Origin of the sequence: Nocardia pneumoniae NBRC 100136 (assembly GCF_000308755.1) — a bacterium.
GTDB classification, from domain to species: Bacteria; Actinomycetota; Actinomycetes; order Mycobacteriales; family Mycobacteriaceae; genus Nocardia; species Nocardia pneumoniae.
Map to the genome: position 1 here is coordinate 19,431 of NZ_BAGF01000076.1, position 20,807 is coordinate 40,237.

21 protein-coding genes are annotated in these 20,807 nt (G+C 65.3%); 8 read left to right on the plus strand and 13 right to left on the minus strand.

All coding sequences use genetic code 11. The features are described from left to right. Positions 1-235 precede the first annotated feature (235 nt). A complete protein-coding gene (locus ON34_RS38635; protein WP_083889739.1) occupies positions 236-469 on the minus strand; it encodes a sterol carrier protein domain-containing protein in 234 nt (77 codons plus the stop codon). A 161-nt stretch (positions 470-630) separates the two neighbouring features. Then, positions 631-1,053, minus strand: coding sequence for a DUF6924 domain-containing protein (locus tag ON34_RS24640; RefSeq protein WP_040783624.1), 423 nt, complete (start codon positions 1,051-1,053; stop codon positions 631-633). Between the two features lie 523 nt (positions 1,054-1,576). Here ON34_RS24640 and ON34_RS37810 point away from each other — a divergent pair. Together ON34_RS37810 and ON34_RS33815 are read left to right on the plus strand one after the other, a co-directional pair. Further along, a complete protein-coding gene (locus ON34_RS37810) occupies positions 1,577-1,921 on the plus strand; it encodes a hypothetical protein (protein WP_040783627.1) in 345 nt (114 codons plus the stop codon). Positions 1,922-2,071: 150 nt separating this feature from the next. After that, positions 2,072-3,313, plus strand: coding sequence for a lipase family protein (locus ON34_RS33815; protein ID WP_051023064.1), 1,242 nt, complete (start codon positions 2,072-2,074; stop codon positions 3,311-3,313). 308 nt (positions 3,314-3,621) lie between these two features. Here ON34_RS33815 and ON34_RS24655 read toward each other — a convergent pair whose 3' ends face one another. The 5 genes from ON34_RS24655 to ON34_RS24675 all read right to left on the minus strand — a co-directional run bounded on the left by ON34_RS24655 (position 3,622) and on the right by ON34_RS24675 (position 7,178). Then, positions 3,622-3,987, minus strand: a complete 366-nt coding sequence (locus tag ON34_RS24655) for a hypothetical protein (RefSeq protein ID WP_040783766.1) — start codon at positions 3,985-3,987, stop codon at positions 3,622-3,624. Between the two features lie 350 nt (positions 3,988-4,337). Beyond that, on the minus strand, positions 4,338-4,736 hold the full coding sequence (locus tag ON34_RS36330) for a hypothetical protein (protein ID WP_157172422.1): 399 nt from the start codon (positions 4,734-4,736) through the stop codon (positions 4,338-4,340). Positions 4,737-4,930: 194 nt separating this feature from the next. Beyond that, complete coding sequence (locus ON34_RS24665; protein ID WP_040783633.1) at positions 4,931-5,233, minus strand: hypothetical protein; 303 nt, start codon at positions 5,231-5,233, stop codon at positions 4,931-4,933. A 6-nt stretch (positions 5,234-5,239) separates the two neighbouring features. Beyond that, on the minus strand, positions 5,240-5,455 hold the full coding sequence (locus ON34_RS24670) for a hypothetical protein (RefSeq protein WP_040783635.1): 216 nt from the start codon (positions 5,453-5,455) through the stop codon (positions 5,240-5,242). A gap of 499 nt (positions 5,456-5,954) precedes the next feature. Further along, positions 5,955-7,178, minus strand: coding sequence for an FAD-dependent monooxygenase (locus tag ON34_RS24675; protein ID WP_040783638.1), 1,224 nt, complete (start codon positions 7,176-7,178; stop codon positions 5,955-5,957). Between the two features lie 599 nt (positions 7,179-7,777). Between ON34_RS24675 and ON34_RS24680 the strand changes: the two genes are divergently transcribed. Together ON34_RS24680 and ON34_RS24685 are read left to right on the plus strand one after the other, a co-directional pair. After that, entirely contained in the window at positions 7,778-8,371 is a 594-nt protein-coding gene (locus ON34_RS24680; RefSeq protein ID WP_040783639.1) for an ATP-binding cassette domain-containing protein, read from the plus strand. After that, positions 8,274-9,176 (plus strand): ABC transporter permease, encoded by a 903-nt coding sequence (locus ON34_RS24685; protein WP_157172423.1) that lies wholly within the window; start codon positions 8,274-8,276, stop codon positions 9,174-9,176. Before ON34_RS24680 ends, ON34_RS24685 begins: the two co-directional genes overlap by 98 nt. 68 nt (positions 9,177-9,244) lie before the next feature. On the opposite strand, the gene ON34_RS24690 is transcribed toward ON34_RS24685, so the two are convergent. Next, the gene (locus ON34_RS24690) at positions 9,245-11,263 is read right to left on the minus strand and encodes a polyprenyl synthetase family protein (RefSeq protein WP_040783771.1); all 2,019 of its coding nucleotides are present in this window, start codon (positions 11,261-11,263) and stop codon (positions 9,245-9,247) included. A gap of 493 nt (positions 11,264-11,756) precedes the next feature. After that, positions 11,757-12,383, minus strand: a complete 627-nt coding sequence (locus ON34_RS24695; protein WP_040783774.1) for a winged helix-turn-helix transcriptional regulator — start codon at positions 12,381-12,383, stop codon at positions 11,757-11,759. A 77-nt stretch (positions 12,384-12,460) separates the two neighbouring features. Here ON34_RS24695 and ON34_RS24700 point away from each other — a divergent pair, with 77 nt between their 5' ends. Continuing rightward, positions 12,461-13,348, plus strand: a complete 888-nt coding sequence (locus ON34_RS24700) for an alpha/beta fold hydrolase (RefSeq protein WP_040783643.1) — start codon at positions 12,461-12,463, stop codon at positions 13,346-13,348. Between the two features lie 51 nt (positions 13,349-13,399). Here the strand turns inward: ON34_RS24700 and ON34_RS24705 are convergent, their stop codons facing one another. Next, complete coding sequence (locus ON34_RS24705) at positions 13,400-13,804, minus strand: VOC family protein (RefSeq protein ID WP_040783646.1); 405 nt, start codon at positions 13,802-13,804, stop codon at positions 13,400-13,402. Positions 13,805-14,029: 225 nt separating this feature from the next. Here ON34_RS24705 and ON34_RS24710 point away from each other — a divergent pair, with 225 nt between their 5' ends. Then, positions 14,030-15,094, plus strand: coding sequence for an EstA family serine hydrolase (locus ON34_RS24710; RefSeq protein WP_040783648.1), 1,065 nt, complete (start codon positions 14,030-14,032; stop codon positions 15,092-15,094). A gap of 185 nt (positions 15,095-15,279) precedes the next feature. On the opposite strand, the gene ON34_RS24715 is transcribed toward ON34_RS24710, so the two are convergent. Then, positions 15,280-15,678 carry a DUF4870 domain-containing protein gene (locus ON34_RS24715; RefSeq protein WP_040783651.1) on the minus strand — a complete coding sequence of 133 codons (399 nt, stop codon included), beginning with the start codon at positions 15,676-15,678 and terminating at the stop codon, positions 15,280-15,282. A 465-nt stretch (positions 15,679-16,143) separates the two neighbouring features. On the opposite strand from ON34_RS24715, the gene ON34_RS24725 reads away from it, so the two are divergent. Further along, positions 16,144-17,229: a fatty acid desaturase family protein gene (locus ON34_RS24725; protein WP_051023066.1), complete on the plus strand. Its 1,086-nt coding sequence runs from the start codon at positions 16,144-16,146 to the stop codon at positions 17,227-17,229. Between the two features lie 152 nt (positions 17,230-17,381). On the opposite strand, the gene ON34_RS24730 is transcribed toward ON34_RS24725, so the two are convergent. Both ON34_RS24730 and ON34_RS24735 read right to left on the minus strand, forming a co-directional pair. Beyond that, a complete protein-coding gene (locus tag ON34_RS24730) occupies positions 17,382-18,593 on the minus strand; it encodes a DUF6236 family protein (RefSeq protein WP_157172424.1) in 1,212 nt (403 codons plus the stop codon). 643 nt (positions 18,594-19,236) lie between these two features. Next, a complete protein-coding gene (locus ON34_RS24735) occupies positions 19,237-19,962 on the minus strand; it encodes a TetR/AcrR family transcriptional regulator (protein ID WP_040783657.1) in 726 nt (241 codons plus the stop codon). A gap of 90 nt (positions 19,963-20,052) precedes the next feature. Between ON34_RS24735 and ON34_RS24740 the strand changes: the two genes are divergently transcribed. Continuing rightward, complete coding sequence (locus ON34_RS24740) at positions 20,053-20,796, plus strand: DUF2306 domain-containing protein (RefSeq protein ID WP_051023067.1); 744 nt, start codon at positions 20,053-20,055, stop codon at positions 20,794-20,796. The last annotated feature ends 11 nt before the right edge of the window (positions 20,797-20,807 follow it).

Below are 20,807 nucleotides of genomic sequence, written 5' to 3' on the forward strand. Positions count from 1 at the left end.
ACGCGTGCGACAGAAGGCGCCGCATACGAATCGGTGACTCGACGGTCACAGTGGTGACCGCGGACGCACCGAATCGAGCATGAGAAGCCAATTTTCCGGTTGACGCCACCAGCGCCGGTCGTCCAGTCAAGGTCGTGTCAATCGTCAACGAGCGCACCCGCGACCGCCCAGGCTGGTCGAACGCTCCATCAGCCCAACCTCCGGACCAAAATTCGGCCCGCGCAGTGGCAACGTCTCAGAAGCTTGTACCGCAAAATGGTCGCTCCCGAGTCTGGAACAAGGCCGCCAGCCGCGCAACTGAGTTACCTGTAATCCCTTTTATGCGACCAGCCTTCGCCAGTATGTGCGCGTCGAATCCACCCAAGTATAGCGTTCCCAAATCGTCCAAGTTGATTCTGACATCGGGCTGCGTGTCATCTTTGCGGCATTCTACTGAATTATCCTTCGATGGCGCCGACGCACGTACGATTTGTGGAGTACGCGGGAGGTGTTGCCGAGGTGGTCGGCGACCGCGGTTACGTCGAGTCCGGCCGAGATGCCCTCGGTACCAAGGTGTTTGCGCAAGCTATGGGACGTGATCCCTTCGCGGCAGTGGATGGACCTGTGGCCGGTCATGAGTGCCGACAGCGTTCACCGATCGAAGCCGCGGAAAACACCGTCGTCGTCGACGCTGCTCGCGTAGTCCTCGAAGTCCATGTTGGAGAGGAGGAAGTTGACCTCGACCTCGGCCATCGCGATCGGCGCGATCCGGAACACCGCGTCGCCGTCCCCTCGGGCATCCTCGTCGCTGGTATCGACCGCCAGCAGTGGGTGCTCAGGATCGGTCATCGTGGTGGTGTCGGCGAGGAACACATAGGTCTGGCCATCGACCAGATCACCTAGGTCGGCGGGGGTCAGCCCGTCGAAGGTCACGTCGTCGACGGGTGTCAGCTCTGTCATCGTGTCTTCGTCGTAGGACGCGATGACCGCCGCGAGGGTTTGGGCCCACGCCGCGTCGTCGGTGAAGTCAGTACGCACGAGAAGCGATTCGCCCTCGGGCAGAGACCGTGCCATACGCCCGATTGTGCACTACGGCAGCTGAACACCATGCGCAACCAACATCACGACGGCAAAATTCGGCGATACGAAATCCTCAGATCCGAGGCGACGTCAGCTTCCTGGTCGGGTCGGACAGCGTCCCAGGGAACCCACTGTCGCAGCGTGATTCGGCCAGGCCGTTGTTGGTGCGTAACTCGACCTCGATCTCGAGGTACGGTGCCCAGACTCAGCCGCGCCCACCGGTAGGCGCGGGCTGGAATCCGCTGTTCACCCAGGCGCAGATTTAGTGCGAAGGCCTTCTCTCCCAACGTGACCGGGGTTCGGTGTCCGTGCGGGTGTTACCCAAATCCGCCGCGGGTCACATGTTGACTGAACTCGGATGCCAACGGTGGGGTGGTCGAACCGGCGGCGGCCTTCTTTGCCGAACTGCAGGGTATGGATCGGCGGCCGTCGACGATCCGCTCCTACGGCAATGATCCGCTGTGGCGGACAAGCCCGTCCGCGCTCATTGGCGACATCGAGCCGACGGTGGGGGGTTGTGGATCCCTACCGCAGTGAGCGGGTCGGCCGCTATCGGTCGAAAGTTGCTCAGCGGATCCCCGACGAGCAGTTCAACCAGTTGTTCGCCGCGTTGACCTCGAACCGGGACCGCGCACTGTTGTCGTTCTGGGTTTCCACCGGCGCACGCGCCGAGGAACTGCTGTCGGCGATGCAGGGTGATGAGGATCCGGGGCAGCAACTGACCTCGGTGTCTCCGTGCCGAGTCATGGTGTTTCGCCAATTCGTGCTCGGGCTCCAAGGGGCGGCTACCAGCGTCTCCGGTGACCGCGCGGACCGAGCCCCCGTCGGCGGGCGACGACGTCAGTCCCGGACAGGCAGGTGATTCGCCCCGCAGTGTGGTGGATCGTCTAGACTCGTATCCACGGCTACCGGTCCGGGATGATCTGTCCCCGATGCGGACGCGGCGTGTGAATTCGCGTCACCGCTTTCTCCTCTCTGTTTCGGATGAAACTCATACGGTAAGGAGCGGTACATGACTGCACGATCCACGACGATCAATGAGCCGACTCTGCAAGACAAGATCACATACCAGCTGTGCGAGTATGCGAATCTGGTCAACAGCATCAGCAAAGAAGGCAGCGACCTGGAGGGCACGCTCTATCAGAAGATCCAGCAGTATCTCGACACCAACCGAGAGGTCATCGGAGGGTGGGAGATCGTCTGGGGTCCGGGAGTCGCACTGTTCGACACCGACTTGTACTCGGTGAACGCCCTGTACATGGTGCGAAGCATCGAGGATCGCTCCCGGTACGTGATCGCCATGGCCGGCAGCAGCGACGCACTGGTGTTCGACTGGCTCGTCGAGGACTCCTTCATTCTCCAGACGCCGTGGTTCGCGAATAACGCCGCCTGGCACACGATCGGCACGGCCATCGGGGTGAAAACCCTCCTCGGTATCAGACCCTCGGGCCCCCGTCCCGGTGCCGGTCACACCTTGCCCGAGTTCCTGAGCATGCTCGGCGACAAGGCGATCGACCTGACCGTCACCGGCCACAGCCTCGGCGGTGCCCTGTCACTCACGCTGGCCCTGTTCCTGCGCGACACCCAGTGGCTTTGGGACAATTCCGAGAAAGCCAGGATCAGCGTGCTCTCGACCGCCGGACCGAGTTTCTGCAATAAGGAATTCGTCAACTACACCACCCAACGCCTGCAACAAGTGAAGCGCTACGCCAACGACCTCGACGTCGTCCCGCACATGTGGAACCCGCCCGACATCGATGGTGCCAAGGCTCTCTACTCCAAGAACAACCAGCCTGCTCCCGGTGGTATGGAGGTTGTGTTCGACTTGCTCGAGACGCAGGCGTCCTTGTCGGGCCAATATGCACACTTCGACCCCACCAGCGGAGTGTTCCAAGGAACGTTCAACAATGAGATAAATCAAACGCAAGGTTCGACGTCAGACGATTTGTACTTCAGCCAGGTCGGCTACCAGCACATAGGCGGCTACCATGAGTTCTTCGAAATCACAGGCGTGCAGTGGCCGCAGGGCGTCGTAGCCCTCCCGCCGGTCGGCGCCGACACCGCGATGGGCCGCATCCTGGCCTCGGCCGGTCTACCGGCCGGCGACGGTGCCGGAAGGGTACTGGCGAACCGTCGGCCGGTAACCGTCCCGATCAACGGACAGCCCGTGGAGCTGCCCACCGACCACGACAGCCCCGAAGCCAAGAAACTCGTGGACCGAGTCACCGCCGAGTTCGATCCCACCTCCGCATGAACTGACGCCCAAGCCCCGCACCTGGTGGCACGCGATCCGGAACAGCGCGAAAGCGCTGCAACGGCGCAGGACGTGTCGGTCGATTCCGGCGGGCAGCTCGGCGACAACAGATGTCACCGTTAGGGTGGTCACGCGGTCTCCGGTATTCAGTTGAATCTTCGTCGATCAACTAACTACCGGAGACCTCTCCATATCCCAAACCCTCCACCGTGGGCGAGTTCGGCGCCTTCCTCTGCTGTGTCCGGTACAGCAGAAGAGATCACGCGCGCATAGTTCGTGCTGTCGCGGTCGACGCCGCGTGGGGTGATTCAGTCCCGGTAGATGGTGACGTAGGCGTTAGTAGCGGTTCCGATACTCATCGGGCCCAAGCACGAGGCCGTGCCGTGTCCGGACGGGCCGAAGGAACCACTCCACGAACCCTGGTAAGGGCCGATGGCCATGAGCGGAAAGGCGTTGGGCACGCCGTGCAGGCCGAAACACTCTACGATCAGGGCGTACTCCCGCCCAGCAGGGCCGTCGTCGTGGCAGGTCGCCGTCGCGCCGACCAGGTTCCGTGTGACAGTACAGTCCTGCGGCGCGGCTTGGGCGGACCCGGCGCCGAGTACCGTTGCGAAACCCGAGACGACGGCGGCGGCAACGACGGTCCGTGCGGCGACCATTGTCATCCTTCTCATACGAAATCCCCTCTCCCACATCGCTTCACTGTCGCTTGACCATCGATTGCCCACCGTGCGTCGTTACGAACAGAGGGACGACACGGCAGCGCCACCCACCCGTGTTCCGGCTCATATCCGCCAGCGGCCAGGCACGAACAAGCTCTGCTATCGGTGCTGGCCATCCACGACACGGCCGGTACCGAACCCCACGAACCAATATGTCCACAAAGGGTGATTCACGCCTGGCCGACGACGAGCCGCGGCAACGACGCCGGACAGCGGGACCGGTCAACGGCGACAGTTCCCAGGCGCGGACACGACCAAGTCCAGCACGCACTAATACCTTCGCCCGCAGGCTTCATCGATCATCAAGCAACATCGTCAGGCCCGAACGGCGGACAGAACTCCTCATCGCTCGAGAGGATCCGCAGGTCTGGGTTCACTCGGACAGTGTCGCCATCCACGTGCGTACCCGAGTGGAGCGTCAGGTCGGTCAGGTCGGGAAGCGGTGGCAGCGAAACAGATTCGCCGTACAGATCGAGAGTCAGCGACTTCAGCCCTGGCACGTCGCTGAGCACATCGAACGTCGCGACATCGACCACGGACAGAACCAGATGGCGCACCGGAACTCCACTCAGTTGCCCGAGATCCACGCACGCAGGGCCACCCAGGAGGAGTCGATCCCACGACCGAATGTGGCCCTCGTAAGTCTGTGTCAGCGGCCCTAGATCCATGCCGTTCTCATCCCACAGCAGGGCTTCGCGCACCGCTGGTAGACAGGTCATCGGCTGAAGGTATCCGACCCATTCGAAGTCGGTCGTGAGCCGTCGTCGACGGAGTATCGATGCCGCGTCAGGTGCGGCCGCTGACGCGGTCCCCGCCACAGCCCGTTGCCACGGCGCGCTCAGGGTCTCCCAGAAGGTGTCCCATGGCAGGTCGAAGCGGGACTCCCACTCGGTGATCAGCGATTGAGTACCGTCCACCCGTCCACCTTGCGTTCGGACTCGATGTCGCTCGGCACAGTGTCCCAGGTTCTCCCTGGGAGAACCCGGCCCGCACCGTCGGCCAAGTGCAACGGATCCTGCGCGCGTCGACCGGCGTAGCGCTGGCGTTCAGTTTCGGCGACGTTCTCACGAGCACGTCGGTTACGTTCACCGGATCGCGATGTGGCGTTGATCTCGGCCATGTTGGCAAAGAGTTCGTCCAGATCGTCGGCTGCGGCGTCGCCGTCTATGCGCGGCTTATTCGGCTGAGCCGACTTCACGGCTGCTCATCGAATGGCCGTGCCGCCTCCGCCTGACAGGCTGCTGATCGCGCAGACCAGCGCCACGAACGGGTCGGTGATACCACCACAGCTCCCTGCGACCGACACTGCCGGTGCGGGCGCCTGCGGTTCGAGCGGCAACGGCGCCGCGGCGGCCGCCCCAGCACCGGTCAGGGTTGCGGCACCGATCAGGGCGGCGGCAAATCCACGTACTGCGAACATTCGAACTCCTCGTGTATCGGGTAGACAGCCGAACCTATTCGGCAAGCCCTCACCACGCATGACCCGAATTGTGTTGTCCCCGAATCGGGCTGGTGGAGAACTCAGTGATTGATCGAAGCCAGGTCGCGGCAGCCTTGAGAACCCGGGATCCTCGGTTCGGGGCTTTCCCGCAATAGCTCTTCCACTCCGCCCGCATCGCTGAGGTCGACGTGGTGGCTGGTGTCTAATCCATGAGTAGCGCGATTGCAGCTGGTCTGTTGTCCTTCTGGTTGAGGTTCCCGCCTCCTCCGCCGTGTTGGTGGCCACTGTCGGTGCTGTGTTCCATCGTGACCGTGAACACCGAAGAACCGCAGTGGAAGTTCTTCGAATCCTTCTGCGACGGGGCCGCTGATGGAATCGGGGGTTCGTCGCGGGAGGGCGTAACCGCAAAAACTCCGGCGGCGCAAGCGGCTCCACTAGTTCGGCGGTGGCCTGCCGAAGTGTCGTCCCTCTCGACACGTTATGGGGACGCCGACGAGGTGATCGGCGGCCCGGCTGGGACCCCGGAGTCCGGCACCCCCGCGTAGTCGGGCAGCTCGACGCCGTTGATCGCACGCTCGACCAGTTCGGTGAACCATTCGCTGTCGAAATCGGGGCCCGGCCCGGCGTCCGGCCCGGGGACGTCGCGACTGCGAGCGTGCAATCGGCCGATCTCCTGGTTGGCCTCGACGAACGAGCGCATCCGCCCCTCGTAGGCGGCGAACCCGGCCTCCGGGTCCCACCCGGCGGCGGCCAGTTCACCGGCCAGCAGGTAGGCGCCGACCAGGGCCAGCCCGGTGCCCTGCCCGGACATCGGCGAGGAGCTGAACGCCGCATCCCCGAGCAGCCCCACCCGCCCGCTCGACCAGCGGTCCATCACCACCTGGGCGACCTGGTCGAGGTAGAAGTCCGGGGTGTCGTCCAGGTGCGCGAGGATGCGCGGGGTCAACCACCCCATACCGGCCATCCGCTCACGCAGCAGGCGCTTCTGAGCCGCGACGTCGCGGTAATCGACATCGAGGTCGACCGCGGGGAAGGAGAACATCGCCATCGCCCGGGTGGCGTCCTGGATCGGCCGCAGGCCCGCGGAGCGCCCGGACTCCTGGTAGTCGATCAACCAGCGATCCAGCCCGAACTCGTTGGGCACACTGTAAAAGGCCAGCACGTGCCCGAGATGGCGGACGAACCGCTCGTGCGGCCCGAAAACCATTGTGCGCAGCGCCGAATGCAGCCCGTCCGCCCCGACCACCAGCTCGAAACGCCGCCGATCGCCACCCGCGAAAGCCACGTCGACCCCGTCCGCGTCCTGGGTGAGTTCGGCGATCCGGTCGCCGAAGACGTACTCGACACCGTCGCGGGTGTCGTCGTAAAGCACCTGCGATAAGTCACCGCGCAGGATCTCGATCTCCGCGATGAATCCGTCGCCGCCGTCGTCGTCCGCGCGATAGGTCTCCAGCACGTTGCCGTCCACGTCCACGGTGTACGCGCCGATGGTCTGGGTGCAGGCCGCGCGCACCGCCGCGTCCAGCCCCATCCGCCGAATGACCTCCTTGGCCACCCCGCGCGCGTCCACCGCCTGCCCACCCGGACGCAACGCGGGAGCCCGCTCCACCACGGTCACCTCGGCCCCCCGCCGACGCAACCAGTGGGCCAGCGCGGGCCCCGCGATGCTCGCCCCCGCCACCAACACCCGGGTACCGCTCACTGCGCCCCCTGCTCACCCGTCCGGATCACTGTCCGGATCGTTTGCCGCCGCGCGGGGTCCTCGACGCTCATCAGTGCCTCCCTGTGTTTCCGCCCGCGCTGAACGGTCCCAGCGCAGGCTCACCGCTGTCGGTGTATCCAGCGGTATCGACGACGGATCCACACGAAATTCATCGGTGCAGCCGAGATCGTGTCCACGCTCCTGCGAACACCCTGACCGCGGCCCAGATCGCGGGCCCGGCCGGTCTCGGCGACGTGTATGCGGCGCCATGGCAAAACCCTGGACAGCGGCCGCTCAGGAACTGCTCGATCTCGGCGGCACGCTGGGTGACCTGCGCCTGCGCAACCCGCTACAGCCGTGGCAGAAGAACGACCTCAACGACCTGTAGGCCCTGTCGATCGCCATACCCTACTGCGGCGTGGTGGTCACCGAGCGTCAGCGGGCTGGCCATATCAACCGGCTCGGACGGCCGAGCAGTACGCATCCGGCGGAGGCAGTTCATTGGTCCGTGAATTCGCCGTTCTGCCACGGCTTTTCGCGGTTTGTGGGTAGCATTCCAGCGGTGGTCGGGCGACTACATCGGCGGGTAAGGGGTGTTGATGGAAGTGCAGGATGTCCACCACTCATACGGCAGGCGGTCGGTGCTGAATGGCGTCGATCTCGCACTACCTCCCCGGGTGCTGGTTGGCGTCGTCGGTGAGAACGGGACGGGCAAGTCAACGCTGTTGAAGGTTCTCTCGGGAGAGTTACGTCCGCACCGGGGAGTTGTCCGCCACCGTGGGCGGTTCGGTTACTGCCCGCAGCAGGTCATCTTGAACGATGCGTTCACGGTTCGCCAGCACCTGGACTTCTTCGCCGCGGCCTATGCGGTTACGGATCTACGGCGGGCCGAGGAGACCATGGAGATTCTGCGTTTCTCCGAATACGCCGATGAGCGGGTCGCGACGTTGAGCGGCGGCACCCGGCAGAAGCTCAACCTGACGCTCGCGGTGCTGCACGACCCGCAGGTTCTGCTGCTCGACGAGCCGTATCAAGGCTTCGACTGGGAAACGTATCTGCGTTTCTGGGATTTGGTCGCGCAGTTCCGTGACACCGGTGGCTCGGTTCTGGTCGTGTCGCATCTGGCCTACGACACCGACCGGCTGGATCAGGTGTGGCGATTGCGCGACGGTGTCCTACAGGGCAGAGAGTAGTAATCGGATGAATGTAGGGCTGTTTGTGACAGCCACGCGCTACGGTCTGGTCGAGCATGCTCGTAACCGGTTCGCCATGGTGTTGGTTGCTGTCTTCATCCCCGTGTTTGTCACGCTGGCGGGCCTGATCATCACCGATACACAGGTACCGTTCCGGCTTCGAGACACCGATGTGGTCCTGCGGGCCAACGGCAATGAGCTCGCCCAGATTTCGGGCGCCCTGACCGCGGCCTGTCTGATCATCGGGTTCATGATGTTCGCGGCGACGTTCAGCAGCGGGGCGTTCGACCGGCGTTTGTGTATGGCCGGGTATCCCCGGGTCGCTTTGGGTCTGGCGAAGGTCGCTTGCCTGGTGGTGGCTTCGATGGTGGTCAGCGCTTACGCCACCATCGCTATCTGCTTTTCTTGGTCGCCGCGGCAGCCGATCGTGCTGGCCGCGGCGCTGTTCTGCGACGCGATGACCTACGGGGCGCTCGGTGTCGTGTTCGGCACGCTGCTGCGCCGGGAGGTGGAGGGCATGTTCGCGATCGCGATGATCAGCTGCTTCGACATGGTCGTGCAGAATCCTGTCGCCAGTATCGGGGCGGACAGTGATGTCGTGCGGTGGCTGCCCTCCTACGGTGCGATGCAGGCTGCGACCGCGGCCGGTTTCTCCGACACCACACTGTTCACGGGTTTGGCCGTGCAACTGGGCTGGTTCACCGCGAGCGTTCTGGTCGGGCTGGTCACTTTCCATCTGCGCACCCGTTCGGCTCTCAGCCCCACGATGCCGATCGGCGTGCCCGGACAGCCTGCGAAGCATTGACCGGTGTCCCGCACGACACCACCATCTGGTGAATCGTGCGGGACAACACGCTCGCCGCCAACGCAGGACTACGGCGCGGTGTGCGCCGGAAGGGTGGCCGGGTAGTAGATCTCTCGGCGCAGTCGTTCCAGGTCCGGCTCCGGCCCTTCGGAAGCGGAGGTTTGCGTGTGCCGATCGCTCTGCGGCACCGACAACGCCACGTTCGTCAGCGTTTCGAAGATCGACGCGTACTTCTTCCCCTGGCCGGACAGACCGGGAAGGATGCGCAGCAGCGCGGGGATGTATCGGGTCACCGCGTCGAGCTGGGCGCGGCGCTCGGCGAGCTGGCGCTGTACCTGCTCGATGGCTTCGCCTCGGGTGCATCCGGTCTCGTGACGGACCGCCCGGACAAGGTTGTAGGGGACCTGGTCGGCCTCGTCTTGATCGAATCCCACCAGGTCGTTCTCTACGAATGCCACAAAGAAGGCGAGTTCCTCGAGACGGCGGATCACAGGATGGCTGCGCAGCTTCGGCGGCAGTTCGAGGTCCTGGTACATCTCGATGGCGGCGAGGAGGACGTCGTACCCGCTGGTCGCTCTCCGCAGCGGCAGATAGTCAGCCGTGGAAGGGATGTAGCCGGTGATGCGATGGTTCGCTTCGCGTTCGCAGGCTTCGAACCATTCCTCGATGCCGTTGAGGACCCGCTGCTGCCAGCGGGCGCTGCGCCCCTCGCACAGACGCGGCCACAAACTCGCCCACGCGGTCGCGAGCGCGCCGTGCCGCCACGGTTTCTTCGGGTCCTGGCGCAGTGTTGCCACCAGGCCACGCCTCAGCGCGGTGATGGCTTGCGGGTCCCTCAGCCGCGGGTCCTCGAAGAGGTCGTCCCATAGAAGGGCCAGCATGCCCACACCGAGGACCGTTTGTTCACGGGTCGCGTCCGTGGGGGCCAAGGCTGGGGCCACGGCTGCCACCAGCTCGAACGCCCCTGTCCACCGGCGGTGGTCCAGCTCGGCCGCGGAGGCGGCAAGGCCGGTAGCCACCAGCCAACTCCTCACCCATTCCATGACCGGCGGAGGGAACGCCGCATGGTGGGCCACGGGTGCCTGGGGCGAGGGCGGGGAGACTGCGGGAACAGGAGTTCGTCGGTCGAGTATGGACCGGGCGTAGGCGGTCATCGCGTGGTGGGAGCGCGGGTCGACGGGCAGGGCGGCGAGCTGACCCGCGGCCTGGTCGAGGAATTCATCGGCCATCGCTTGTGCTTCGTCCACGGCGCCGGAGGCGATGACGAGCTCCCGGGCGTGTGCGGCTTCCTCGGCCGTCATCGCTCTGCGCAGCAGACGGGCAAGGTCCCCGTCGCGGGCAGCTGCGCGGATCACGGGCAACGTGTAGATCCCTTCGGACAAATCGGCGTTGACGGGCTTGCCCATCGCTTCGGCCGTCGAGGTCAAGTCGAGGATGTCGTCATACAACTGATAGGCCAGCCCGAACTGCCGGCCGAACAGGGCCAGCGCCTCTTGCTGATCGTCGGGCGCACCGGCCTGCATCGCGCCCAGCCTGCAGGCCAGCGAGATCAGCGCGGCGGTCTTGCCGTCGATCGAGTCCAGGTAGGCCTGCTCGCCGCGGGCCTCATACAGGTCGGCGGCCTCGATCACCACGCCCGCGCACATCTGCTTGGCTGCGCTGGTTCCAGCGAGAACTTCGCGCTGGCCCAGTTCGGCCAGCAGGTGCGCGCCCTCCATCGTCACCAAGTCCCCACCCAGCACAGCCATATGCGAACCCCACACCGCGTTGGCGCTGGGACGGCCTCGACGCTCGTAGGCGTGGTCGATGACGTCGTCGTGGTAGAGCGAGCCCAGGTGCAGCAACTCGACGGCGGCGGCGGCGCGCACCGCGCGGTCGTCGGCTGGTGCTGCGGGATCGGTGAGCAGGTAGTACGACAGCAGCGTCAACGTCGGACGCACCAGGCGACGAGATGTGTCCGGGCCCTCGTCGGTGAGCGCGGTCAGCTCCGGCCTGCCCTGGAGCCGGACGGGTCCGAGAACGTCACGGACCCGGTCCAAGTCGGCCTTCAGATGCGGAAAGACAGCAGAATCGATTTCACTGGGCACGCGCACGCTCCTCGCTGGGTACATCGCTCATCCACAACACCGTCGATCACGAGCATTTCACCACTCCCGCGCGAAAAATGTTGGCAGAACACGGGTTTGGCTTGTATCGACCCGAGTGATACGTCTCTGCGAGTGTCCGGATCGAGATCGATGACCGAATGGTCAACCGGCTGCGCGCGGCCGAATTCATCGCATCGGTTGCCCTGCAACACACCCGCTGCTCACGCGAATATGCGATCGGAACGTCATGGGCTGGGCGACAGCGGTGACCGGGCGCAGCCGCAAACCGGTACCTGATTCCCCCGCTCGCGCCAGACGCCGCCGTAGCAACCACAGCGATATTTGCCGCACCGCCACCCGCGACGGATTCAGCCGCCACCTCGACCCGGGAAATCCCACCCGGCATCTAATCGACTCCCCCGCGCGCCAGGACAGGCCGGTCACCGCGGTATCCACGGGCTGCTTGCCACCGCCGTCTGACGGAGCGGCCCTGTCAGGCGGCGAAGACGGTGCGGACGACGGACTCGTCGCCGTCGATCTCGACCAGTCCGAGGGTGCGGGCGTCGCTGAGAGTGAAGGCGCCGGCGGCGAGGCCGAGGACGGAGGCGGGGTCGGCGCGGACGGTCGCGTCGAGGTCTCGACCGTCGTGTGGGCCGACCTCGAAGCCGGAGGGCGTCGCGCGGAGCTGGAAGGGCGGGCCGCCGATCTCGAGACCGACCGTCGCCGAGGGGCGGACATCGACCCGGGTGTCGAGCAGGGCGGGGACGGCGAGGGTGAGCCACTCGGGGCGGAAGGAGTCGCCGTCGAGGCCGCGGACCATCAACGGGGTGGACCAGCGGATCAGGCTCTCGATCGGCTGGCGCAGCTCGGCACCCCACGGCGTGAGGGCGTACTCCACTACGCTGCCCTCGCCGGCCAGTCGCCGCTCGACCACGCCCGAGGCCTCGAGGTCGCGGAGCCGGTCGGCGAGCAGGTTGGTCGCGATGCCGGGGAGGCCGTCGATCAGGTCCCGGTAGCGGGCGGGGGCAATGAGGAGCTGGCGGACGATGAGCAGGTTCCACCGATCGCCGACGACTTCGAGCGACCGGGCGAGCCCGCAGTACTGGCCGTAGCTGCGCATCATTTCCTTCTGCTTGATATTCTCAAGTGCGCGTGAAAGACTCAAGTATACCGCAGGATCGAGCCGAGAGGGCCGCCATGGCCGATACCACCGAGAGCGTGCGGCCCACCTGGGTCGACAACGACCTGTTCCCGTTCGAGAGCCGCTTCATCGATATCGGCGGGCACACCGTGCATTACGTCGACGAGGGGACCGGTCCCACACTGCTGTTCCTGCACGGCAACCCGACTTGGTCGTTCCTCTGGCGCGACGTGATCCGCGCGCTGCGCGGCGACTTCCGGTGCATCGCCCTGGACTACCCGGGCTTCGGGCTGTCGACGCCGAAGCCCGGCTACCGCTACCTGCCCGAGGAGCACGCAGACGTGGTCACCGGGTTCGTCGACGTGCTCGGCCTCGGTGGGGTCACTCTGGTCGGGCAAGACTGGGGCGGTCCGATCGGCCTGGCCACCGCGCAGCGGCGGCCGGGCGTCTTCGATCGACTGGTGCTCGCCAACACCTGGGCCTGGCCGGTCAACGGCGTTCTCCACTTCGAGGCCTTCTCTCGCATCATCGGCGGACTCCCGAGCCGCTTCCTGGTCCGACGGCTCAACCTCCTCGTCAACGCGTTCATCCCCACAGGACACCGAAGGCGGAAACCGACCACAGCCGAGATGACCCACTACCGTCGGGCGCTGGACACCCCCGAGCGGCGCCAGGCCTCCGCCGTACTCCCCGGCAGGGTCCTCGCCAGCCGGGGTTTCTTCGCCGAGGTCGAGGCAGGCCTTGCCGACCTCGCCCACCTGCCGACACTGATCGTTTGGGGCAACGCCGACATCGCCTTCCGTCCCCAGGAGCGCGAGCGCCTGGAAGCGACCTTCCCCGAGCACGAGACCGTGATCGTCGAGGGCGCCGGCACCTACGTGGAGTCCGACGCGCCCGAGGAGTTCGTCGCCGCGATCCGCGACTGGGCAGCGACGCAGCGCTGAGACGCGGTTCTGTTGCCGCCTTTGCTCCCACCGATCACGCGCTCAGCGGCATCACCGTGTGCTCGGGTGGCTCTGCACTGCCTTGACCCGGCGTCGGAGCAGGCAGAATTCGTTCCCCTCCGGGTCGGCCAGTACGTGCCACGTTGCGGCGCCGGTCTGGCCGATGTCGACCTTCCGCGCACCCGCGGCGAGCAGCCGTGCCAGTTCCGCGTCCTGATCGCGGTCGGTGGGGTTCACGTCGAAGTGCAGCGGCAGTTTCCCGCGCTTCGGCTCGGTGCTGCGACCGAACACCAGTGTGGGCTGCGGCCCGCCGAAGCCGGTTCCGGGTGGGCCGATCTCCAGGTGGTCGTCGCCCTCCCAGCCGAGTTCGACGTAGCCGAGGACTTCGCACCAGAAGTCCGCCAGCCGTTGTGGGTCGGCACAGTCGATGACGAGTTCGGTGATCCTGCAAGCCATGCGCGCGACACTAGGCGTGCGAGACTGTTCCGCACAGCGGTTTTCCTTGTCGGCACGGCGAAGCGGTCATGCGGCTTGGTGCTGTGTCGGCGACCTCGTTGGAAATCGGCGTAGTTCGTTGCGTCACAGGCACTCCGGGCCGTGAGCGCGGGGCCGCGGCGGCAGTCGACCTATTCGGCCGGAAATGGGTGGCTCGGATGTTCGTGGTCCGGCTAGGTTACGCCAGTGGCGCAGATCGACGGCTGGTGTGATGACCGATTCGGCGCGGTCGCCGAGGCGCTGGCGGCCTCGCTGGACTCCGATGCTGTCGGCGCGGCGGCGGCGGTGTTCGTCGACGGTGCGCCGGTGGTCGATATCTGGGGCGGATACGCCGACGCCGCCGGCACCGTCGCGTGGGAGCGGGACACCATCGTCACCGTGTGGTCGACGACCAAGACGATGGTGGCGCTATGTGCACTGATCCTGGCCGATCGCGGCGACCTCGACCTCGACGCGCCGGTCGCGGACTACTGGCCGGAGTTCGCGGCCGCGGGAAAACAGGATGTGCGGGTTCGGCAGCTGCTGGGTCATACGGCGGGCCTGCCGGTCTGGGCGGATCCGGTGACGGCCGCTGACCTGTACGAGTGGTCGATGGTCACTGCGCGGCTGGCCGCGCAGCCACCGCGGTGGGCGCCGGGCACCGCGGCCGGATATCACGCGATCACCTTCGGGTTCCTGGTTGGTGAGGTCATCGCCCGGGTGACCGGGCGCAGCGTCGGCACGTTCTTCGCCGAGGAGGTAGCGGGGCCGCTGGGCGCCGACTTCCATATCGGGCTCGCCGCCGAGCACGACCGGCGCGTCGCAACGCTGCTCCCCGCGCCCGAAGGGGACAAACCGCCGGGATTCCCGGTCGGGGTGTCCGATGCGAACACGGTGCATTGGCGGCGCGCCGAGATCCCCGCCGTGAACGGTCACGGCAATGCCCGCTCGGTCGCCGCTGTGCAGTCGGTGCTGGCGTGCGGTGGCACCGTCGGCGGGGTCCGGCTGCTGTCACCGGACGGGTGCGAGCGCGTCTTCGACGAACAGTTCCGCGGCACCGACCGCATCCTTGACCATCCGATCCGCTGGGGTATGGGGTACCGGTTGGAGAACCGCACGTGTTCGTGGGGTGGGTGGGGCGGCTCGCTGGTGCTCGTCGACTTCGACCATCGAATGACGGTGTCGTATGTGATGAACCAGATGCTCTGGAACCGCGGCTACGACCGGTCGCTCGGCGTGCTGATGGCCGCGTACGAGGCGATCACGAGCTGACTATGCGCTGATTGCCGACGGCGTGCGAGCTCAGGTGAGCTGGTGCCCGCACATCGGCACTATCGGACGTTACGCGCGGACGCCAACGGCCCGAGATAGCCTCGGGCCGTTGATCTTCGGACTGTCGCATCTGGACGCCGGCAGCATCCTCGATTACGAAATCCAGCTGGGGACTTAGAAAACCGCTACTTGATCGAGTTGGCCAACTGATCGGCATATGGGGCAGTGAATTTTCCGACAATGGGAAGCTCCGCGCGGACACCGCCGGTGTTGTTCGCCTGGACCATGGCCATGATCCAGACGACGACTGCGAAGACCGCGACTGCGAGTCCGGCGAGGCTGAAGATGATCCCCAGGCCGCCGAGGAGCGAGCCGACGATGCTCAGAACAATATTGACCACCGAGACCGCTCCGAAGAAGATGAGCGATTGCGAGGCATGGAATTTCACATCGGGATCGTTCTTTCCCACGAATAGGAAGATGATTCCGGTGAGCCACCCCAGTGCGTACGACAGGATCGCGCTGGTCTTTTTGTCCGAGCCGGCGGACTGCGGTTGGTTGCTAGGAGGTTGAGAAGATGTCATGCGGTAAGTAGATGCCGCGCGCGCCACCTACCGATCCCAGGTTTCAGCACGAACCCACAGGTCGCGGGCCAGCCAGCGACAGGGATCCTGGACGTGGTTCTCTCGAGCAAGGGGCCGCTGCACGGTCATCGTCATGCAGCGGTGTGTTCGGTCGGCCTCGAATGGATTCAGCCACCTGAAGGTCGCCTGGCCCGCGCCGGCCGGTTCGATCAGCGCGCTATGCGGCATGAGCGGACGGTCCGGCGCTCCGGATGTGTTGGCCGATAACTGGTCAGCCGCCTCGGTCCGCGGTAGGCATCCGATATCACACCGCAGTTTGATTCGATGTCATACCAAAGGGCTACGAGTAACGAGAATCCGGCCGATAGCTTCGGGGTATCGAAATCGGCGCCCGCTCCGACATCGACCGGTCGGCGTCGTCGACGGACGGAGGTGGCGTCTCCGACTCAGCTCTCAGGAAGTTCCATGACGACACCTGCCTTGTTCCCCGAGTCATCTCCACGGTCACCGCAGCGCGGCGCCGACGGTGATTACGCTCGTCTGTTGCGCCGGATCTCCGACGCTGGGCTGATGAACCGGCGTCCCGTCTACTACGCCGTCCGGCTCGGCCTCGTCGGGGTCGCGTTCGTAGCCGGCTGGGCGGCGTTCGTCCTCATCGGAGATTCGTGGTGGACGCTGCTGGTCGCGGGGTTCATGGCCGTGACGTTCGCTCAAATCGCACTGGTAATGCATGATGTCGCGCACCGCCAAGTCTTCCGGTTACGGCAGCCGACGGAGCTCATGGGACGACTCGTCGGCAACGCCGGCATCGGCCTGGGCTACGGCTGGTGGCAGGACAAGCACACCCGGCATCACGCCAACCCGAACCACGAGGAACTCGACCCCGATGTCGCGCCCGACATTCTGGTCTGGTCACAACAGCAGGCACAGTCCAGCCGCGGTCTGGCTCGTCTCATCGGGAGGGCACAGACGTTCCTGTTCTTCCCCCTCCTGCTACTGGAGGGCCTGAACCTCCATGTGGCCGGCGTACGTGCGCTCAGAAATCGATCGGTCAAACACCGCGGATTGGAGGGCACACTGCTGTTCGGCCACTTCGCCACCTACCTCGCCGCACTGTTCGCGGTGCTGCCCGCCGACAAGGCCTTCGCATTCTTTGCTGTCCACCAGGGCCTCTTCGGCCTGTACATGGGCTGCATCTTCGCCCCGAACCACAAGGGCATGCCGACCTTGACCGGCGATGAACGCCCCGATTACCTCCGTCGCCAGGTGCTGACCTCCCGCAACGTGCGAGGTGGCGCGTTGACCGACCTTGCCCTCGGCGGGCTCAACTATCAGATCGAGCATCATTTGTTCCCGAGCATGCCGACGCCGAACCTGCGTCACGCCCAGGTCATCGTCCGCGACTACTGCACCGAAATCGGCGTGCCCTACCACGAAACCGGGCTGATCTCCTCTTACCGCGAGGCGCTGAGACACCTGCACCACGTCGGCGCTCCTCTGCGCACTCCCGATCGACACCCGGATGCCCAAGTGCCACAACGCAATCGTTGAACACAAGCTGGGCATCACGACGCCCCGGACACACCGGGCCGTCGGCAGCTGCGGTGACGACGGCTCGAGCCGCAATCGAATCTGGCGCACGGAAAGCGCGACCACCGGCATGAGCGGACGTCTGGTTCTATCGGAGGGAACGACGGCGCTGGTCACCGGCGGTGGAGAAAAGCGCGTGCGCGGGAAACCACGTCCTTTGATGAGAGGTCGCGTTTGAGGCTGACCAGATAGGCGACCGGCGACCCGTCGGACGCGTCGCGAGACTTGTGCCGGGCGTCTGCGGTGGCACCGACCAAGCATGCCGCCACCGCACTCCCTGCTGAAACGACAGGCGGAAGGCCGACCTGATTCACCGCGGCAGCGATGAGGGCGGATGGAGTCAACGCTTTCACACCGAGCACTGAACGCATCGGTTGGAATCCAACGCTTCGCAGATTCGATTCGAGTTCCGCAACCAGCGGCTCGATCTCGCTGCGAACCAGCATGCCCAGGTGCGCCTGAAGGGCCGCGGGTTCGTTGACCGTGGCAAGGTCGGCAAACGTGTCGGCGAGAGTGTCCAGGTACTTGCGGTAGGCAAGTAACCTGGGCAGCAGGCGTTCCCTGACCTTCAAGATTTGTTCGAGCGGGATGTTGGCGAGGTCTTTCGGGATGACGGTCGTGACGGCCAGTAGTGTGAAAAGCCTGCCCACCTCTGCGGCGGGTGTACGCGCAGATGGGTCTCCGATATCGTCCAGGAGAAACGCAGCCATTGTAGCGACCGACCAGTCGTTCAATGCAGGAAGCAGATGTTGCTCGTCGGTTATGGTGGCCATCCGGTTCTGTTGTGCCAGCCGCTCGGCCAACGAGCACATGTACACGGCCGCAAGCTTGGGGTGCATTCCCATCCACCCGTGGTGCGTCACCGCCAATTCGGCTTCGACCAATTTCCGGCTGAGCGTCCAGACCATCTTATGTTCGTGAACCCACTCGAGTCCATCAACGCTATAGCCCGCGGAACGCATGTTGCCCAGGTAACCATAGAGCGGCATCTCGCCGAGAATGCCTGCAATTCCGTACCTTTGCCGCAATTCATCGGCGAATGTATCGACAACGTCAGCAAGGGCGCCGGCCACTGCTGCCTCGGCACTCGTAACCGCGATGTCCAGGAGTATGCCCGGATGTCGCTCGAGCGTCGAATGGACTGTGCGCGGCAAGCAACTCCGCCACGGGCCTACCACCTCCGGGTCCCTGGCCCAGCCGTCGTATTCATAGTCGCCGTCTCGAGGCACCATGCGTGCAATCCGCGGCCAGTGCAACAGCGCCGACTTCAGCCAAGTCTCGTCTCGTATCCACAGATGTGGGTAATACAAGGCAACGTCCGACATCACCGAATTCCCCTTCAGTGCCCCATGTTCGAACATAGTGTTCGAAACTGGACTGGACCCAGCGTACTCGCCGTGGCAATGACGATCCTCCGTCGCCGTGCCGACGCATCGCCTCGAGCGAGGCACCACGACCCTGAGTTCCTATGTTCGGCGAACGCGGCCTCGGACCATCACACTTCCGATAATCGGCTTTCGGGCCTTTCGGCGCTCACTACTGAGCGATTCCACCCGTCCGACACACATCCGTCCGCTGTCCGGCGCTAGCGAACCAGGGCGCTAGAACTCCCCATCGCACGTGACCAAGTCAGCACAGCCGCCTCCCTGCGTCGGCTGCGAGGCTGAGGTTGCACGGTGCGCTGCGGGAACCTGCAACGGCGGGCATGAACTCGACTGAGCATTACCAGAATTGGCGCAATGATTTTCGTGGCGGAGCGACCGGCCGAATGCGGTGCGGCCTGGACCAGGTCTGCGCTCCTGCGCTTTCGCTTCCAATGCCACCGAGAACGCGACTATTTCCGGTCTCTGAACTACACCGACGCGGAGATCGCGTACTTCACCGATTATTCACGCCCGGGGATCGAGGCCGTACTCCCGCGCGAGGTCACCGACGGCTGGCTCACCGACGGCTGCGGGCATCCGCTGATCAGGTGGCCAGTTGGGCGGCGATACCGTCGAGCAGCTTGCCGAGACCGAACTCGAACACGCCCTCGGCGACCGATCGCGAGTCGCGGTGATCCTCCGGTCCCGCGGCCAGCATGGCCAGCATGGCCGGATAGCGCTCCGGCTGCCCGTAGCGGTGAATCACCTCCGGATCAAGGGCCGGGCCGATATGCCCGGCCGCGCCACGACCGAGGGTCGGGTCGACCTCCAGGCGCGCGACGCCGCTGACGAAAGCGCTGACCGACAAGACGGCCTCGCCCACGACGGTCTGCGGCAACCCGGCGTCGAGAAGCGCGGACATCGCGGCATCGCCCCACGCGGCCTCATTCGGGCCCATCCAGCGATTGCTCGCGCCGACAGCGAGCACCCACGGGTGGCTCAGATACAACTCCCGAGTACGGCGCGCCCATAGGTCGAGCGCTGCCCGCCAGTCGTTCCTGGGCAGGTCCAGCGGTTCGGACATGGTCGCATCGAGCATCAACGCGACGAGATCGTCCTTGCTCGGCACATGCCGGTACAGCGACATGGTCGCCGCGCCCAATTCGCCCGCGACCCGCTGCATCGACAACACACCGATCCCTTCGGTGTCCGCGATGGTCACGGCCGCGCCAACGATGCGATCCAGACTCAGACCCGGCCGCGGACCTCGACCGGACGGTTGCTTTCCCGACCACAGCAGCCGCGCCACCGGCGGAAGTTCATCAGCCATATGCACTCCTCACCCCTATTGCGTATAACCTACGCTTAGGCGTATGCAATACGCAGTACCTTTCGTCTCTCGAACCCGGATGGTCCCACCATGGCAGTACCAGCCAGAAACTCGACTCCCATCGCACCCGCACCGAAACGGCGGCGATGGTGGCAACGCCCCTGGGCGGGGCCGCTGTTGGTGCTCACCTTCGCATTCGTCGCCTTCTCGCTGCCGCCGTATCTGACTCTCGATCCCGCGCGGTCGCGGGTGCCCGACCCGGGGTTCGCGCCGCACTACCCGATGCTGGTCGTCCACGTCGTCTGCGGCTCGGTCGCCATCCTCATTTGCGGATTCCAGGTGTGGCCGTGGTTTCGCCGCAAACACCCGGCCCTGCATCGGCGACTTGGCCGCTGGTACGTCTTCGCCGGGGTGATCCCCGCCGGGCTCGCGGGGCTGGTGATCGGCGCGACCAGTCCGTTCGGTCCCGTCGCCCGCGTCAGCAATGTCATGCTCGCGACGCTGTGGCTGATCACCACGGTCACCGGCTGGCGGATGGCGCGACAGCGCCGGTTCACCGAGCATCGCCGCTGGATGATCCGCAGCTTCGCACTCACCCTTTCGATCATCCTCAACCGCGTGCTCGGCGGGGTGCTGCTGCTCATACTCGACCCGCAGCTGGAAACGACCTTCCACGGCGACGAGGAACTGCTCACGCAGACGATCGCCGGAATCGGCACCTGGCTCGGCTGGACGCTCTGCCTGCTGATCGCCGAGTGGTGGCTCGAGCGCGGGCTACGGTCGCCGCGGGTAGGGCGCGTGCCCGGACCGCGGGCGATGGCAAGAGTTTCCTAGCGGGGTTTCGC